We start from the raw sequence: 16,634 nt of genomic DNA, 5'->3' as shown, positions 1-16,634 counted from the left end.
TGTTACCTATTTCTTAACGTTAAAATAATTTTGTAAAATTGTTACGATTAATTCGGAACGATTCAGGTTTTGCGTTGATGCTAAATCTTCTAATTGTTGAACCAAATCCGTATGCAACTTCAATTCGACGCGCTTTAATCCGCTGGATTTGTCGCGTTTTAACTGATTGCGTTTGTTAATCCGAATTTGTTGTTCCCGACTCAGTGGATTGGTTTTTGGACGCCCAACTTTACGAATCTCGCTAAATAAATCTAAAGTAATGCAGTCAGAATCTTGTTTTGCCATTTTTTGAACCACTGGCGCGTTAATTCACTCTTGAATAAAGAGAATTATTCGAGAAGTGATAATGATAAGCCACAACGAAATTTGTGATGAACTATACCATAATTTCCTTACTAAATGAAATTCTATTTGGATTCGTATTAGCTATTAATTTTATTTAGAAAGTTTGTGATCGCGCGAATCACGAACTGCGGTTTTTCGGCATGAACCCAGTGATCGCTACCGTTAATGGTAAAGGAGGTTGCTTGCGGACATTGGGCTAAAATGCGGTCGGTATATTCAGGCAAAATATAGGACGAATTACCGCCTTTGATGAACAAACAAGGTTGAGGTATATGACGGGTTTGCCAGCCCATCAGGTTAAGGTAATTGCGTTTAAGTGCGGTTAAATTAAAGCGAAAACGTTCGGTGCTTGCGGGCTCAAAGGATTTCAACATAAATTGTTGCACGCTTTCGTCTTGAAGATATTGGGCGAGAATCGGTTTTGCCTCCTGTCGGCTATGAGGTTGGGCGTTTTTTACTGCAAACAAGCCGCTGAATACGTCATCATGTCTGTGTTCGCCGTAAGCAATGGGCGCAATATCGATCACCACCAAACCTTTCACCAAGTCAGGAAAATTCGCCGCCAATACCATCACTGTTTTACCGCCCATGGAATGCCCCATTAAAATCACTTCACGAATATCTAGCGATTGAATGACCTCAAACACATCTTCCGCCATTAGATCGTAGTTCATTTCTTCGCTGTGAAAACTCAAGCCGTGATTGCGCAAATCTATCCGCAAAATGGAATAATCGTCGCTAAATGCACGGGCAATCACGCCTAAGTTATTCATATCGCCGAATAAACCATGAATAAAAACCAGAACGGGTTTGTTAATTGCTTGTTTTAATTCGTTAAATTGGAAGTTAAGTAATTTTTGCATCGGCTTAATTTTGAGCTAGAGAATTTATTAATAGCCCGCTATAATGTGCCAAAAGCGTAAATAGATCAAGCAAGTGGAGAGAGAAAATGAAAATTATCGAAGTGGACGAAGAACTTTATCAATATATTGCCGGCAACACGCAATCTATTGGCGAAAGTGCATCGGATATTTTACGTCGCTTATTAAACCTTTCCCCGCGCAATGCCTATTTCAGTTTACCGGAAAATGCGCCGCTTCCCGCCACAGCCGCGTCAGACGCGAAAGACGAAACAACCGAACAAACGGCGATGTTTGAAGAAGAAATTCATAAACCGGTGGCCAGAAAACAGTCTGACGAAGTCATGCAAAAAACCATTACAAAACTGGAAGCCTTATTGAATTCCGAAGAATTTAAGCAGGAAAACAAAGCGGTGATTCGTTTCTTGGCTATTTTGACAATTTTATACCGCACCAATCCGGAAGGTTTCGCGCTTGCTACGGAATCTTTGCAGGGGCGCACCCGTGTCTATTTCGCCCGTGATGAAGGCACATTGCTGATGGCGGGTAATCACACCAAACCGAAACAAATCCCCGACACGCCATATTGGGTGATTACCAATACCAACAGCGGTCGTAAAATGCTCATGTTGGAAGGGGCTATGCAGTCCATGCATTTGCCGACGCAGTTAATTGATCAAGTGCGGTCATTTTTTACGGCAAATTAATTCTTATGGCGCTTGGCAGCAAATTTGCACAATCTCCCTTCTTTTCCGAACGAATCGCCTTGCAAGTTTTGCAAGGCGACGCTTTTACATGGCGCCAACTTACCGAAAAAACGCAGCAAATTTCCGCTTATTTACAACAATTAGGCATTGAGCAGCAAAGTGGCGTCGCATTGTGCGGAAAAAACAGTCTTGAGCTGGTGCTATTTTATTTGGCGGCAATTCAAGTAGGCGCGCGGGTGCTAATGCTCAATCCCATGTTCCCGATGGAAAAGCGTATTGAACTTTGCCAAGCCAATCATATTGATTTTTTCTTTACTGCAGAACAAGACAAATTTATCGCCGAGCAACAAAAGTGCGGTCACAAAAAACAACGTTTTTTCAAGTGCTTTTTAACCTTCTCCGATGCCATGGCACAGGCGAATCAACTTAAACATGTTGACGATGTTATGCCTGATTTTTTACAGCCGGCAACCATGACCCTCACTTCCGGTTCCACAGGCTTACCCAAAGCCGTGGTGCATAATGTGCAGGCGCATTGGGATAATGCTCTTGGTGTGTGTGAATTGATGCATTTCGGCGCGGAGAATTCGTGGTTGCTTTCCCTGCCGTTATACCATGTATCGGGGCAAGGGATTGTGTGGCGTTGGCTCACAAGCGGCGCGACCTTAGTGCTACCCGGTGAAGATTTTTATGCCGCCGTGAATCTGGTTACTCATGCTTCTTTAGTGCCGACCCAAGTACAGCGCTGGTTACAATATTTGCAGGAAGCTCCGGCGGAAGTAAGAACGCAGGCGGTGTTGCTTGGCGGTGCGTATATTCCGTTAGCACTCACGCAAGCTTTGCAGCGTCTTGGTATCAAAAGTTATTCCGGTTACGGCATGACGGAAATGGCGTCCACGGTGTTCGCGAAAGAAAGCGATGAAAAAATCGGCGTGGGGCAGCCTTTAGCTGGGCGTGAATATTGCCTGCATAATGAAGAAATTTGGTTGCGTGGAGCCGGATTGGCAATGGGCTATTGGCAACAGGGAAAAGTGATTTCACTGCTCAATGAACAAGGTTGGTTCGCTACTAAAGATAAAGGGCGATGGCTGGATGGCGAGCTTGTGATTTCAGGGCGAATTGATAATATGTTTATTTCCGGCGGGGAAAATATTCAGCCGGAGGAGATTGAAAAGCTAATTTTGCAGTCCGATGTTGTCAAACAGGTTTTTGTGTTGCCTGTCGCCGACACAGAATTTGGTCAGCGCCCGGTTGCGCTGATTGAATGGCGCGAAACCTCAAAAAGTGCGGTGGAAAATCTGCGCGAATTTTTACAAGGGCGGTTGGAACGATTTAAACAACCTGTTGCCTATTATGAATTGCCGTCAAATTTAACCGACGGCGCCATTAAAGTTTCACGCAAAACGCTGGCGGATTGGCTGGCGAAGCAATTAGGATAAGTATGAAAATAAGTTCTTTTTTGACCGCACTTTGCGCCGTATTATTGTTGAATATTGCCGTTTCGCAAAGTGCATTTGCCGATCAGAATAATTCCCTGCCGACGGAAAAAAGCCTTAAGGCGGATCTTGCCGCCGCACAAAAATTGCCTGACGGCGACGATAAAAAAACATTAGTCGCCAACTTGCAAGGATCCTTGGATTTATTGCAACAAATTCAGGCGCAACAAAAAGCCAATGATGATTTACAGGCAACCATTAACGGCGCAGACGCGGAAATCCAAAAAGACACTACGGATTTACAAAATCTCAAAAAACAACTGAATACGGCAAGCGCCGATGATTATAAATCAGCCAGCCTGACGTCGTTGCAATCTTCTTTTGAAAAACTGAACAATCAGCAGCAGGATACGCAATCTGCACTGAATGTGGTGAATGGTCTATTGGCGGGGCAAAGTTCTGTGTCCGAGCGGGCGCAAACCACCTTGGCGAATAACTTAAAACGCACGCAGGAACTCAATCAAAAACTTGCTGAAGCCGCCACCGGTGCGACGTTGAAGCAACAATATCAGTTGGAATTACAACTGATCGATCTGCGCAATGCCTACAATCAATTCTTATTGAGAAATAGCGACCAGCTCACGGTGTTGTATCAAAGTCGTTATGATTTGCTGAGTGTTCGTGTGCAGGTGCAACAACAACAGCTGGCGGTGATTCAGGAGGTGATTAACCAAAAGAATCTGGCACAGTCACAAAATCAGGTAGAGCAGGCACAGCAGCAACAGCAAAGTGCGGTTAAAAATAATTTTATTCAGAAAGAACTGGATCGTAATGCGCAGTTGAGCCAATTTTTGTTGGAGCAAACGGAAAAAACCAATACGTTGACGCAAGATGAATTGCGTATGCGTAATGTGCTGGAAAATTTAACGCAAACCCAACGCACCATCGACGAACAAATCAGTGCGTTACAGGGCACCTTGGTGTTATCGCGCATTATTCAGTTACAAAAACAAAAGCTGCCGACAAACTTAAATATCCAAGGGTTATCGAAACAAATCGCCGATTTGCGGGTGCAGATTTTTGATATTACCCAGCGCCGTAACGAGCTATATGATTTAGACGCTTATGTGACTAAGGTTCAGGCGGATGAAAATCAAACCTTCACCGATACGGAAAAAACGCAATTAACCAATTTGCTGACAGAGCGCCGAAAGATTGCTTCTGATGTGATTAAGTCGTTAAACAATCAGTTAAATTTAGCTATCTCTTTAGAGCTGACACAGCAGCAAATTACCCAAATCAGTGATCAGATTCAGGCAAAACTGGATCAGCAAAGCTTCTGGGTAAAAAGTAATAACCCGATTAATCTGGACTGGTTCAAAACCTTACCGATGTCCTTAGGTGCGCAATTTGACGGCATTGCTAAAAAGCTCGGCTTTCCGACAAATTTCGACAATCTGCCGTATTTGTTGACCTATGTGTTTATTTTGGTGGTAATTGGCGGGATTATTTTTAAATTCAAACCGGCGATCAAACATCGCCTTGCCTTGATTAACGGGGAAATCAATACGTTACGTTCCGACAGCCAGTGGCATACGCCGATTGCGCTGTTTTACACGGCGATTTTGTCTTTATCCGGTACTCTATGGTTTCTGGCAATTTGCCAGCTGCTCGGCTTTTTCTTCTTCCGCAATCCGGCTGAGTTTTGGCAGTGGTCCTTAAGCATGGCGGGTTATTGGTGGTTCTTTAGCTTTCTGCTGGCGGTATTGCGACCGAACGGTATTTTGGTCCGCCATTTCGGTTTTTCACAAGAATCGGCAGAGAAATTCCAATCCATTACCAAACGAATTATTGTTGCTGTGGTTTTATTGCTGAACACCTCCGTTTTCAGCAATGTTATGGACAGCGGGCTTGCCAATGATATTTTAGGTGAAATTAATACCATTGTTGCTCTCGGCTTCTGTATTGCCATTATTGCGCCGCGCTTTAACCGGGCGGTGAATACTTTTGGTAACGGTACTCAGGATAATCGCGATAAAATCATTCTGAAAATCATACGGATTCTGTTGCGTTTGGCACCGGTCGGATTAATCGTACTGGTTGTGTTGGGGTATTATTACACTGCGTTAAATCTGATTTCGCATATTATTAATACCTATATTGCTTGGGTGGTTTGGTCCCTTGCACGACATACGGTTTATCGTGCTATTACCGTGGCATCCCGTCGTCTGGCGTATCGTCGTTTGCAGGAAAAACGCCAGCAAAAACAAGCGGATTCCAACGACGGCTCACCTTCCGATGACGTGGTGATGATTACCGAACAGGAAGAAGGCTTGGCGCTGAATCAGGTGCGCAGTCAATTATTAAGTTTCGCCGATTTATTCATCTGGACGGCATTGTTTGCCATGCTCTATTATGTGTGGTCGGATTTAGTCACGGTGGCGAGTTACTTACGCGACATTACCCTTTGGCAACAGATTTCCACCACGGAAGCAGGCGTTGTCACCGAGAGTATCTCGTTATTTAACCTGATTGTGGCGCTGGTGATTATCAGCATTACCTACATTCTGGTGCGCAATATCCCGGGGATTTTAGAGGTGCTGTTTTTCTCTCGGGTCAAACTGTCGCAAGGCACACCTTATACCATTAACACCTTACTGACCTATATTCTGGTTGCCATCGGCGGTGCCTGGGCGTTTGCAACACTGGGCATGTCGTGGTCAAAATTACAATGGTTATTCGCCGCACTTTCCGTTGGTCTGGGTTTCGGTATGCAGGAAATCTTTGCGAACTTCGTGTCCGGCATTATTCTCTTGTTTGAACGCCCGATTCGGGTCGGCGATACCGTCACAATTAACGGTGTTACCGGTACGGTGGCGAAGATTCGAATTCGTGCTATCACACTGATTGACGCTGATCGTAAAGAAGTGATTGTACCAAACAAATCCTTTGTGACAGGGCAGGTGATTAACTGGGCGCTTTCCAATACCGTAACCCGTTTGGTTATTTCTATCGGTGTGGCGTACGGTTCTGATTTGGAATTGGTGAAACGTTTGCTGTTACAAGCGGCAAGCGAGCAGGATAATGTGATGAAAGATCCTGAACCGCGCGCCTTATTCCTGAGTTTCGGTGCCAGCACCTTGGATCATGAATTGCGTGTTTATGTGTCTCAATTATCCGAACGTACCAACACTATTGATGCATTAAACCGTCGCATTAATGAATTGTTTGCGGAAAATAACGTGGATATCGCTTTCAATCAGTTGGATATTTTCATCAAAAATAATGATACGGGCGAAGAAATCCCGTTTATCGACCTAACAAAATTAGGCAAAACATCAACTAAATCAACAAGTCAGAAAGCCGCAATTTCGGCTAATTAAGAGAGAATAGCATGGCAGGAAATACCATCGGACAATTATTTCGCGTCACCACTTTCGGTGAATCCCACGGCATTGCTTTAGGTTGTATCGTCGATGGCGTACCGCCGAACATGGAACTATCGGAAGCGGACATTCAACCGGATTTGGATCGTCGCAAACCGGGCACGTCCCGCTACACCACACCTCGTCGCGAAGATGACGAAGTACAGATTTTATCCGGTGTCTTTGAAGGAAAAACCACCGGCACCAGCATCGGCATGATCATCAAAAACGCCGATCAACGCTCGCAAGATTACGGCGACATCAAAGACCGTTTCCGCCCAGGGCACGCCGATTTTACTTATCAGCAAAAATACGGCATTCGCGATTATCGCGGCGGCGGTCGTTCTTCCGCCCGCGAAACCGCCATGCGCGTGGCTGCCGGCGCCATTGCGAAAAAATATTTACGCGAACAATTCGGCATCGAAGTCCGTGGTTTTTTAAGCCAAATCGGCAATGTGAAAATTGCGCCACAAATTGTGGGCAAAATTGATTGGGACAAAGTCAATAGCAATCCTTTCTTCTGCCCTGACGAAAGTGCGGTGGAAAAATTCGATGAATTGATTCGTGATCTTAAAAAACAAGGGGATTCCATCGGTGCGAAACTCACCGTGGTGGCGGAAAACGTGCCCGTCGGCTTGGGCGAGCCGGTCTTTGATCGTCTGGATGCCGATTTAGCCCACGCTTTAATGAGCATTAACGCCGTAAAAGGCGTGGAAATCGGCGACGGTTTCGCCGTGGTGGAACAAAAAGGGAGTCAACATCGTGACGAAATGACACCCGAAGGTTTCCTTTCCAACCATGCCGGCGGTATTCTTGGCGGGATCAGTTCGGGGCAACCGGTTATTGCCACCATTGCGTTAAAACCCACTTCCAGCATTACCATTCCGGGCCGCTCGGTGAATGTGAACAATGAGCCGGTGGACGTTGTGACGAAAGGTCGCCACGATCCTTGCGTCGGCATTCGAGCCGTACCGATCGCCGAGGCGATGATGGCAATTGTGCTGTTGGATCATTTGCTACGGTTTAAAGCGCAATGTAAATAGCGATTTAAAATCACAATAGCTTGCCTTCCCCTGCTTGCGGGGGAAGATGTCCGCAGGACGGAAGGGGGTATCCCCCCTCAGCCTTCGGCAGCTCCCCCCGTAAACGGAGGGAGCCAAATAATTTAGGGCATATTATGTATAAGTCTTTAACAAAATTACTTTCAAGTGCGGTCATTTTTAGCAGTGTTTTTTACGCCGCTCAACCTTTTGCCGCACCGCAAGACTGGCAGCAAATAAAACGACCGATTCCGGCGGAAAACGGTAAAGCCGATCCTATCGGTAGTTATTCCAACGGCTGTATTATCGGCGCGCAACCGCTGCCTTATAAAGGCGATGGCTACCAAGTGATTCGTATGAATAAAAACCGCTATTACGGACATCCCGACATGATCAGCTATTTGCAACGTTTGGGGCAACGTGCCAAAGCGGCGGGGTTGCCGACCATGTTGGTGGGCGACATTGCCATGCCCGGCGGCGGACGTTTTTTAACGGGGCACGCCAGCCACCAAATGGGGTTGGATGCGGATATTTGGTTGCGCATGGGCAGTATGTCTGACAGCGACGCGCTGAATTCCGACGGCAAAGGCTTGTTGGTGGTGAATCGTAAGGCGCAGCGAGTGGATGACAGCATTTGGAACGCCAACCACGCGAAGCTGATCAAATTGGCGGCGGAGGATCCCAAAGTCACCCGTATTTTCGTGAATCCCGCGATTAAATTGAAACTCTGCGAAACGGCGGGTGCGGATCGCGCATGGTTGCATAAAATTCGTCCTTGGTTCGGGCATGACTCCCATTTCCATGTGCGCTTGGCTTGTCCGCAAGGGGCGCAATATTGTGAGAATCAATTGCCGGTTCCTGCCGGTGACGGTTGTGACAGCGAGCTTTATTCTTGGTTTGAACCGGCAAAACCGGGTGCTACGCCAACTAAGCCAAAAGTGACACCGCCGGAGCCGTTTTTATGCCAACAAGTGTTAAGTTCGCCAAATCGAAGCGAATGGCTGGAGTAACCTATGGAATTCGGGATTGATATTTTAGCCATTTTATTTGCCGTTGCCTTTGTCGCCGGTTTTATTGACGCTATCGCCGGAGGCGGCGGTTTAATCACCATTCCCGCACTGCTGATGACGGGGCTTCCGCCGGCGGTGGCGCTTGGCACAAACAAGCTACAAGCCTGCGGCGGTTCTTTTTCTGCCAGCCTGTATTTTTTGCGCAAAAGAGCGGTCAAATTTTCGGAAGTTTGGTTAATTTTACTGATGATTTTTCTTGGCTCCGTTGCCGGGACGATTTTGATTCAGTTGATTGATGCATCTTTAATTAAAAAAATCTTACCGTTTTTGATTTTAGCCATCGGCATTTATTTTTTGGTCACACCTAAACTTGGCGACGAAGATCGTAAACAACGCCTTTCTTATCCGGTTTTTGCGTTTTGCATCGGCACTTTTATGGGCTTTTACGACGGCTTTTTCGGCCCCGGCACCGGCTCTATTATGAGCTTGGCTTGTGTCACGTTACTTGGTTTTAATTTAGCGAAAGCCACGGCGCATGCCAAAGTGATGAATTTTACCTCCAACCTGGCGTCCTTGATTTTCTTTCTTATCGGCGGACAAATTTTGTGGACGGTGGGTTTGATTATGTTGGCGGGGCAATTTATCGGTGCCAATCTGGGCGCCAAAATGGTGATGACCAAAGGCAAAACGCTGATTCGCCCGATGGTCGTTGTCATGTCTTTTATCATGACGATAAAAATGGCATTTGATCAAGGCTGGTTTAATTTTTAACGGCATAAAGTGCGGTCATAAAATTGGGTGTTTTTATCACACGAAAAAGTTTTTATGCCGATATTTGATGGCGCGCGTTTCTAACGTGTGTCCTAATTCTTAACATTGAACGAAAAACCATAAATGACAGATTCTCAACAAAATATCCGTTTAACGGCGCGCGTCGGCTATGAGCCGCATTTCTCATGGTCGTATTTAAAACCGAAATACTGGGGCATTTGGTGCGGTATTCTGGCATTGTTATTATTGGCGTTTATGCCTTTTCGGTGGCGCGATAAACTGGCCGCCAAGATCGGTGTATTTATCGGGCATAAAGCGAAAAAACAGCGCAAGCGTGCGCAAATCAATTTGCAATATTGCTTTCCGCAGTGGACGGAAGCACAGCGCGAGCTGGTGATTGATAAGATGTTTGCCGTGGTGGCGCAGGTGATGTTAGGGATTGGCGAAATTGCCGTGCGCTCGAAAAAACATTTGCAACAACGTAGCGAATTTATCGGCATTGAATACATCAAACAGGCGAAAGAACAGGGCAAAAACGTGATTTTGCTGGTGCCGCACGGTTGGGCGATTGACGCGTCGGGCATTATTTTGCACACCCACGGTATTCCTATGACGTCGATGTATAATCCGCACCGTAATCCGCTGGTGGATTGGCTGTGGACTTTGGCGCGTCAGCGTTTCGGCGGCAAAATGCACGCCCGCCAAAATGGGATCAAGCCGTTTCTGAGTCATATTAAACAAGGGCAAATGGGCTATTATTTGCCGGACGAAGATTTTGGCGAAGAGCAGAGCGTGTATGTGGATTTTTTCGCGACTTATAAAGCGACGTTGCCGGGCATTAATAAAATGGCGAAATTGGCGAAAGCCGTTGTGATTCCAATGTTTCCGCGTTATAACGCCGAGGTTGGGAAATATCAAATGGAAATTCATCCCGCCATGGAACTTAGCGACGATCCGTTACAATCCGCTCGCGCCATGAATGTGGAAATTGAAAGTTTCGTGACGGCAACGCCGGAACAATATGTCTGGATTTTACAGCTGCTGCGCACCCGAAAAAATGGCGAAGATCTTTATGATTAATCTTCGGCAAACTTCCGATTTATGGTAATATGCGCGCCGATTTATAATTTTAATCCGAGCCAAAAATCAACCGCACTTTAGGTAAAAAAATGGAAAAACAACTTGCACTTATCGCTTCTTCAATTAAATCCATTCCGGATTATCCGAAACCGGGAATCATTTTTCGTGATATTACCAGCCTGGTAGAAAACCCGGCGGCGTTTCATGCCGCCATTGACCTCATTGTCCGGCACTGCAAAGACAAAGGCATTAATAAAGTTATCGGCACCGAATCCCGTGGTTTTATTTTCGGTGCGCCGGTGGCGTTGGCGTTAAACGTGCCTTTCGTGCTGGTACGTAAACCGGGCAAATTACCCCGTGAAACCATCGCGCAATCTTACGAATTGGAATATGGGCAAGACACCTTGGAAATTCATACGGACGCTATTCAAAAAAATGATAACGTATTGATTATTGACGATTTATTGGCAACCGGCGGGACTGTTGAAGCCACCGTTAAATTGGTGCAACGTCTTGGCGGTGAAGTAAAACACGCCGCTTTCGTGATTAATTTACCGGAATTGGGCGGCGAACAACGCCTACGCGGTTTGGGCGTTGAGCCTTACACCTTAGTTAATTTCGCCGGCCACTAATTTTTCGATTGAACGGGCAGGGATAAAGCATGAGTTATCAGGTATTAGCAAGAAAATGGCGACCAAAAACCTTTGCTGACGTTGTCGGTCAGCAACATATTTTGACCGCACTTGCGAACGGCTTGCGCGAAAATCGCCTGCACCACGCCTATTTATTTTCCGGTACGCGCGGCGTGGGGAAAACCTCCATCGCCCGTTTATTCGCCAAAGGGTTGAATTGCGTCAACGGCGTGACCGCCGAACCTTGTGGCGTATGCGAACATTGCAAAGCCATTGAAGAAGGCAATTTTATCGATTTAATCGAAATCGACGCGGCGTCCCGCACCAAAGTGGAAGACACCCGCGAGTTGCTGGATAACGTGCAATATAAACCGGTGTTAGGGCGCTATAAAGTGTATCTTATCGACGAAGTGCACATGCTTTCCCGTCACTCTTTCAATGCGTTGCTGAAAACCTTGGAAGAACCGCCGGAATACGTAAAATTCCTACTTGCCACTACGGATCCTCATAAACTGCCGGTGACGATTTTATCCCGTTGCATGCAGTTTCATTTGAAAGCCTTGGAGCCGTCACAAATTGCCGGGCATTTGACATACATTCTGAATCAGGAACAGATTCCTTTTGAACCTTTGGCGTTAGATAAACTTGCCGACGCAGCGCAGGGCAGTATTCGTGACAGTCTAAGTTTGACCGATCAGGCGATTGCCATGAGTAACGGCAATGTCACGCTCAATATCGTCAATGATATGCTTGGTTTATTGGACGAAAGCCAAGCCATTGAAATCATTTATGCTTTGCAACAAGGCAATGGTGAGAAACTTATGCAGGTCGTCAACGGCGTGGCGGATAAAGCGGGCGATTGGGATGAATTGTTGCGTGATGTTGCGGAGAATCTGCATAAGATCGCCATGCAGCAATTATTGCCGCAAGCCTCTTTAACGGAAGCGGATCACATCGGCTTTTTGGCGAAACATATCGCGCCGCAGGACGTGCAATTTTTCTATCAAGTCATGGTGAGCGGTCGAAAAGAATTGAGCGCAGCACCGACAGCGCGTATGGGCGCGGAAATGGTGTTATTGCGTGCATTGGCGTTCCACCCGAAATGGATTGGTAACCTTGCCGATGTCGAGACGAACACGTCCTTAAGCGCACAAAGTGCGGTGCAAAATACCGTTAAATCTTCCGCTCAAGGGATGACGCAAACCGCTTCACCGGCGATTGAAATGCCGGTGGTGTCTCAAGCCATCAAAGCCCATTATCAACGTCATAAAAAATCGGCTACGGATGAAACGCCGGTAAAAACCGCGCAACCTCAAATGACGCAATCCACGGAGGCGTTAGCCCATTCTCCCGTATTGGATGCGTTAAACGGGTTGGAGCAGCTGGATGCCATGCCGAGCAGCCCGTCTCAATAAAAAAAAAAAAGTCTGAGCGCCTAGCGCAACATTCATCGGAAAAACTGACCGCACTTTCACACGCCGTCGAGCCTTTGGGAGACAAAAGTGCGGTGGAAAATCAGAATGAATCCGATACTGAAGAAAATGATTCGGACGTGCTGCCGGGCGAAGATTATCGTTGGGAGTGGAGCAATCCGGAACTGGCGAATGTGGAGCAAGGCCCGAAACCTTCCGAGATCAAAGCCGCCATTTTGCAGGACATCACCCCCGAGTTACAGCAAAAAATCGTGCATTTGACCCAAGAACAAGATCGTTGGGCGAAGCTGATTGAACAAAGCGGTGTAGAAAATCTCACCAAAGAATTCGCTTTGAATACCTTTATTTGGGCGGAAACCGAGGATTCCTTTAAACTCGGCGTGCGTTCCAGCCATGGGCATTTGAATCAGGATAAGCATCGCACGCTGTTACAGCAGGCGCTTTCCCGAGTGTTGGAGAAAGAAATAAACTTGACCGTTGAAGCGAATGATGATGAGCAATATTTCACGCCGACGGATTATCGCCGCAAAATTTATGCGCAGTTGCGCGAACAGGCAAAACAGGATTTATTGCAAGATCAAAAACTGCAATTATTGGAACGCGAATTTGATTGCAGCGTGGATGTGAAAAGTATTCGTCCGGTGTAATGATGGCAAGTCAAAAAACAAAATTTATCCGTAAGTTCGGCGCTTTTCTTGTTTTCGTCGTGGCAGTCGTTAGCGCCTATCTTTTCTACAGCATAGATATTTTTTCGCCTGTTAAAATTCAATTTACCGATACCTCAAATCCGGCGTATCAGCCGCTCAAAAAACATGATGATTTAACTTGTTATCAAACCACGCAAAATCCACAGAAGGTTACACAGCATAAATTCAGTTTATTAATTTGGAACCTGCATAAAGGGCAGGATGCCGGTTGGCAACAGGCGCTCGCCCGTTTGGCTGATGGAAAAGACTTTTTGTTATTGCAGGAAGTGTTAAACACGCAGCAGTTGGCAGAGCAATATTCGGCACAATTTCCTACCGCACTTTACGCCACCGCCTTCGCTTATTTACAGCAACAATCAGGGATTGAAATTCTCTCTAAATTTACACCGCACTTTTATTGTGCAGGCGCGAAATCCGAACCTTGGATTCGCATTCCGAAAGTGGGCGCCGCCATGAGTTTGCCTTTGGCGGATGGAAAAAGTCTGTTATTGATCAACGTACATTTAATCAATTTTGAAATGAACCCGACGAATTACGGCGAGCAATTACGCACGCTTATGCAGCTCATTTCTCAACATCAAGGGCCGATTATTTTTGCCGGCGATTTTAATTCTTGGAGCGGTTATCGTATGTCGCGTATTCAGGCATTAATTGCCGAATATGGTTTACAGGAAGTGCGTTTTCAGCAAGATCATCGTCTGCGCTTTTTAGGCAATCCGCTGGATCATGTTTTCGTGCGCGGATTGAACGTATTAAGTGCAACAACGGAGCCGACGGCAAGCTCCGATCATGCGCCGTTGTTGTTGGAGGTGGCGTTAGCGGATTAAACCGCCGCCGTCACCACAATTTCTACCTTCCAGCGCAGATCCGCCAGTTTGGCTTCTACGGTGGCGCGTGCCGGTGGGCTTTGTGGGTCAACCCATTCATCCCATGCCGCATTCATTAATGCGTAATCTTGCATATCCGCAAGAAAGATTTGTGTGTTCAAAATACGGCTTTTATGGGAGCCGGCTTTTTCTAGTAATTTATTGATGAGCTTTAACACTTCTTGAGTTTGGGCGTAAGCGTCTTGCTCTAAAGTGGTTTCCGGCACTTGCCCTGCCAAATAGGCGACGCCGTTGTAAATCACCATTTCGGCAAGGCGGGAGTTGGTGTCAATACGTTGAATCTGTGTCATCTTTCTTCTCCGAAATAAAAATAATTCGCAAGGATTATACCAATCTTCACGAAAAAGCTCTAAAATTCTTAAACTTTTCAACTGATAACTAGTCTCAATTATGAAGCTATTGATTTCTAATCAACACGGCGCAATCGTCATGGCGCTCATGCCGTTTCTGTATGGTATGTTGCTTAACCATCCTATTTGGCAACATTTTTTCTTTTTACTGGCTTGGTTTTCATTATATTTAATGACTTACCCGTTTCTGAATTTATTTAAAGGCAGAAATCTGGCGTTGTACATTAAATGGTCGTGGATCTACTTTTTTGCCACGCTGATTTTCGCCATTCCGGTGCTATTACATAATTGGCGAACGGTATTTTTTGTGGCGGCTATGACGCCGTTAGTGCTGGTCAGTATTTATTATGTAAAGAAAAAAGACGAGCGCGCCTTTTTGAATGATTTGGTGGGCATCATTATTTTTGCCATCGCGGGCATGGGATCTTATTATTTTCCCGACCGCACTTTCGATAGCAACATCTGGCTGGTGGCGTTGTATCCGAGCTTATTTTTTATCGGTACCACCTTATATGTGAAATCTGTGATGCGCGAGCGCAAAAATCCGTTATACCTGAAATTGTCTATCGGTTTTCACGTGCTTTGTGCGCTTGGATTTATCCTGTTACAACAATATTTTATGGCGTTGGCGTTCATCCCGCCGTTAATTCGTGCAATTTGGTTACCGCGTAAAAAAATGTCGGTAAAACAGGTTGGACTCACCGAAATGGCAGTTTCCCTGTTATTTTTTGCCAATTTGCTCTATGCAACTTTATGAAGATCATGAAAAAACCGTTAAAACATTTCGCGATATTATTAGGATTATTTAGTTTTTCCGTACAGGCGACAGAAAATATTGCCTTTTCGGTGGCAGAAAACGCACAGGAAATGTCGGCGTTTGTGCAGAATAAACTGAATAACGATGAATTAAGAAACCTGGCAAGACGTTTTTACCATTATGACGATGCCCGCTCCGCATTTAACGTGATGCGGATTCTGGCATTACGGGATGACCGCAATGCACAGTTGGATTTAGGGCGTTTTTATTTTGGCGGTAACGGGGTTGAGAAAAATTACGAGAAAGCCTATTGGTGGTTTAGCGAAGCGGCGGAGAAGGGCAGTGTGAAAGCGCTGACGAATCTAGGCATTCTTTATGCCGGCGGCTACGGCGTGAAGAAAAATCTGGAATACGGCATCAATTTATTGGAACAAGCCGCCGACGTCAGCGATTCGCAAGCCATGTTGATTTTAGGCATGCTGTATTACAACGAAAATAAAATTAAAAATTTTCACAAAGCGTTTCAGTGGTTGGAGAAAAGCGCCCGACAAGGTAATGAAGAAGCCATTTTCCGTCTGGCGTTGATGTACGAACACGGCGAAGGTACCCGACGCAATCGCCCGCTTGCGATTTCCATTTATAAAGATCTTATCGCACAACAAAGCTATTTTTCCGATGCGGCACGGGAGCGGCTGGAAATCTTAAATTATTATCGCTAAACGTAAAAAATCCATCTTTTCAGGTGGATTTTTATTTTCAACTAAACATCGGCGCTTCCATTAATAAAATTTCACTTTCCGCATTGACTTCAATTTCAATTTTATCAATATCCCAAACGCCCAGCCCGTCGTGTTTGTTCAGTTCTATTCCAGCGATTTTTGTCGAACCTTTGATCATGAAGACATACACGCCATTATCGGTGCTATGCAAGGCATAAAGTGCGGTCGGTTTTCTCCGTGAATTTGCCGAGGGAGAACCACGCGTCCTGATGAGTCCAAACGCCATCAAAGGTACCGTACTTTTAGAAAAAACTTATCTTATATTTATAAAATGAAAACACTGATGAATCCTCGCATTTTTTTATTAATATTGATAAACTTATGCTCCTTTTAGAAATATTTAATCTTAGATAGTGAGGGCGTTTAAATGGCGAAGACTCTTAATCCGGATTCGTTGGTGAAAGCAGCGGATGGT

Annotated in this window: 15 protein-coding genes and 1 pseudogene; 12 read left to right on the top strand and 4 right to left on the bottom strand. The window is 45.7% G+C overall.

Annotated elements, in window-relative coordinates; translation table 11 throughout:
- Positions 1-6 precede the first annotated feature (6 nt).
- Positions 7-285 carry a LexA regulated protein gene (ybfE, locus tag DK430_RS11265; protein ID WP_109079157.1) on the bottom strand — a complete coding sequence of 93 codons (279 nt, stop codon included), beginning with the start codon at positions 283-285 and terminating at the stop codon, positions 7-9.
- A gap of 137 nt (positions 286-422) precedes the next feature.
- Positions 423-1,208, bottom strand: a complete 786-nt coding sequence (locus DK430_RS11260; RefSeq protein ID WP_109079156.1) for an alpha/beta fold hydrolase — start codon at positions 1,206-1,208, stop codon at positions 423-425.
- A gap of 86 nt (positions 1,209-1,294) precedes the next feature.
- Between DK430_RS11260 and seqA the strand changes: the two genes are divergently transcribed.
- The 10 genes and pseudogenes from seqA to DK430_RS11205 all read left to right on the top strand — a co-directional run bounded on the left by seqA (position 1,295) and on the right by DK430_RS11205 (position 14,273).
- Positions 1,295-1,912: a replication initiation negative regulator SeqA gene (gene seqA, locus DK430_RS11255; RefSeq protein WP_109079155.1), complete on the top strand. Its 618-nt coding sequence runs from the start codon at positions 1,295-1,297 to the stop codon at positions 1,910-1,912.
- Between the two features lie 5 nt (positions 1,913-1,917).
- Positions 1,918-3,351, top strand: coding sequence for an o-succinylbenzoate--CoA ligase (menE, locus tag DK430_RS11250; RefSeq protein WP_109079154.1), 1,434 nt, complete (start codon positions 1,918-1,920; stop codon positions 3,349-3,351).
- 2 nt (positions 3,352-3,353) lie between these two features.
- On the top strand, positions 3,354-6,731 hold the full coding sequence (mscK, locus tag DK430_RS11245) for a mechanosensitive channel MscK (RefSeq protein ID WP_109079153.1): 3,378 nt from the start codon (positions 3,354-3,356) through the stop codon (positions 6,729-6,731).
- Positions 6,732-6,742: 11 nt separating this feature from the next.
- Complete coding sequence (gene aroC / locus DK430_RS11240; protein ID WP_109079152.1) at positions 6,743-7,816, top strand: chorismate synthase; 1,074 nt, start codon at positions 6,743-6,745, stop codon at positions 7,814-7,816.
- Between the two features lie 134 nt (positions 7,817-7,950).
- A complete protein-coding gene (gene mepA / locus DK430_RS11235; RefSeq protein ID WP_109079151.1) occupies positions 7,951-8,823 on the top strand; it encodes a penicillin-insensitive murein endopeptidase in 873 nt (290 codons plus the stop codon).
- A gap of 3 nt (positions 8,824-8,826) precedes the next feature.
- On the top strand, positions 8,827-9,594 hold the full coding sequence (locus tag DK430_RS11230) for a TSUP family transporter (protein ID WP_109079150.1): 768 nt from the start codon (positions 8,827-8,829) through the stop codon (positions 9,592-9,594).
- Positions 9,595-9,717: 123 nt separating this feature from the next.
- Positions 9,718-10,674 carry a lauroyl-Kdo(2)-lipid IV(A) myristoyltransferase gene (lpxM, locus tag DK430_RS11225; RefSeq protein ID WP_109079149.1) on the top strand — a complete coding sequence of 319 codons (957 nt, stop codon included), beginning with the start codon at positions 9,718-9,720 and terminating at the stop codon, positions 10,672-10,674.
- Positions 10,675-10,763: 89 nt separating this feature from the next.
- Positions 10,764-11,306, top strand: coding sequence for an adenine phosphoribosyltransferase (gene apt / locus DK430_RS11220; protein WP_109079148.1), 543 nt, complete (start codon positions 10,764-10,766; stop codon positions 11,304-11,306).
- Positions 11,307-11,335: 29 nt separating this feature from the next.
- Positions 11,336-13,386, top strand: a pseudogene (gene dnaX / locus DK430_RS11215) (DNA polymerase III subunit gamma/tau).
- 2 nt (positions 13,387-13,388) lie between these two features.
- Entirely contained in the window at positions 13,389-14,273 is an 885-nt protein-coding gene (locus tag DK430_RS11205) for an endonuclease/exonuclease/phosphatase family protein (RefSeq protein ID WP_109079146.1), read from the top strand.
- On the opposite strand, the gene DK430_RS11200 is transcribed toward DK430_RS11205, so the two are convergent.
- Complete coding sequence (locus DK430_RS11200) at positions 14,270-14,623, bottom strand: RidA family protein (protein WP_109079145.1); 354 nt, start codon at positions 14,621-14,623, stop codon at positions 14,270-14,272. The genes DK430_RS11205 and DK430_RS11200 overlap by 4 nt on opposite strands.
- 100 nt (positions 14,624-14,723) lie before the next feature.
- Here DK430_RS11200 and DK430_RS11195 point away from each other — a divergent pair, with 100 nt between their 5' ends.
- Together DK430_RS11195 and DK430_RS11190 are read left to right on the top strand one after the other, a co-directional pair.
- On the top strand, positions 14,724-15,440 hold the full coding sequence (locus tag DK430_RS11195) for a YwiC-like family protein (protein ID WP_109079144.1): 717 nt from the start codon (positions 14,724-14,726) through the stop codon (positions 15,438-15,440).
- Positions 15,437-16,159, top strand: coding sequence for a tetratricopeptide repeat protein (locus DK430_RS11190; protein ID WP_109079143.1), 723 nt, complete (start codon positions 15,437-15,439; stop codon positions 16,157-16,159). Before DK430_RS11195 ends, DK430_RS11190 begins: the two co-directional genes overlap by 4 nt.
- A 37-nt stretch (positions 16,160-16,196) precedes the next feature.
- Here the strand turns inward: DK430_RS11190 and DK430_RS13230 are convergent, their stop codons facing one another.
- On the bottom strand, positions 16,197-16,445 hold the full coding sequence (locus DK430_RS13230) for a pirin family protein (RefSeq protein WP_162616843.1): 249 nt from the start codon (positions 16,443-16,445) through the stop codon (positions 16,197-16,199).
- Positions 16,446-16,634 lie beyond the last annotated feature (189 nt).

The organism is Aggregatibacter kilianii (assembly GCF_003129965.1).
In the GTDB taxonomy this organism is placed as follows: domain Bacteria; phylum Pseudomonadota; class Gammaproteobacteria; order Enterobacterales; family Pasteurellaceae; genus Aggregatibacter; species Aggregatibacter kilianii_A.
The sequence above is the reverse complement of the archived record's forward strand: the minus strand, read 5'-3'. Positions and strand labels throughout refer to the sequence as shown.

What these genes read in the sequence shown, in the direction of transcription:
- aroC (WP_109079152.1), top strand. Translation starts at nt 6,743, where the DNA reads ATGGCAGGAAATACCATCGGACAATTATTTCGCGTCACCACTTTCGGT.
- apt (WP_109079148.1), top strand. Translation starts at nt 10,764, where the DNA reads ATGGAAAAACAACTTGCACTTATCGCTTCTTCAATTAAATCCATTCCG.
- ybfE (WP_109079157.1), bottom strand. Translation starts at nt 285, where the DNA reads ATGGCAAAACAAGATTCTGACTGCATTACTTTAGATTTATTTAGCGAG.
- lpxM (WP_109079149.1), top strand. Translation starts at nt 9,718, where the DNA reads ATGACAGATTCTCAACAAAATATCCGTTTAACGGCGCGCGTCGGCTAT.
- DK430_RS11205 (WP_109079146.1), top strand. Translation starts at nt 13,389, where the DNA reads ATGGCAAGTCAAAAAACAAAATTTATCCGTAAGTTCGGCGCTTTTCTT.
- DK430_RS11230 (WP_109079150.1), top strand. Translation starts at nt 8,827, where the DNA reads ATGGAATTCGGGATTGATATTTTAGCCATTTTATTTGCCGTTGCCTTT.
- seqA (WP_109079155.1), top strand. Translation starts at nt 1,295, where the DNA reads ATGAAAATTATCGAAGTGGACGAAGAACTTTATCAATATATTGCCGGC.
- DK430_RS11200 (WP_109079145.1), bottom strand. Translation starts at nt 14,623, where the DNA reads ATGACACAGATTCAACGTATTGACACCAACTCCCGCCTTGCCGAAATG.
- DK430_RS11260 (WP_109079156.1), bottom strand. Translation starts at nt 1,208, where the DNA reads ATGCAAAAATTACTTAACTTCCAATTTAACGAATTAAAACAAGCAATT.
- DK430_RS13230 (WP_162616843.1), bottom strand. Translation starts at nt 16,445, where the DNA reads ATGGCGTTTGGACTCATCAGGACGCGTGGTTCTCCCTCGGCAAATTCA.
- DK430_RS11190 (WP_109079143.1), top strand. Translation starts at nt 15,437, where the DNA reads ATGAAGATCATGAAAAAACCGTTAAAACATTTCGCGATATTATTAGGA.
- DK430_RS11195 (WP_109079144.1), top strand. Translation starts at nt 14,724, where the DNA reads ATGAAGCTATTGATTTCTAATCAACACGGCGCAATCGTCATGGCGCTC.
- menE (WP_109079154.1), top strand. Translation starts at nt 1,918, where the DNA reads ATGGCGCTTGGCAGCAAATTTGCACAATCTCCCTTCTTTTCCGAACGA.
- mscK (WP_109079153.1), top strand. Translation starts at nt 3,354, where the DNA reads ATGAAAATAAGTTCTTTTTTGACCGCACTTTGCGCCGTATTATTGTTG.
- mepA (WP_109079151.1), top strand. Translation starts at nt 7,951, where the DNA reads ATGTATAAGTCTTTAACAAAATTACTTTCAAGTGCGGTCATTTTTAGC.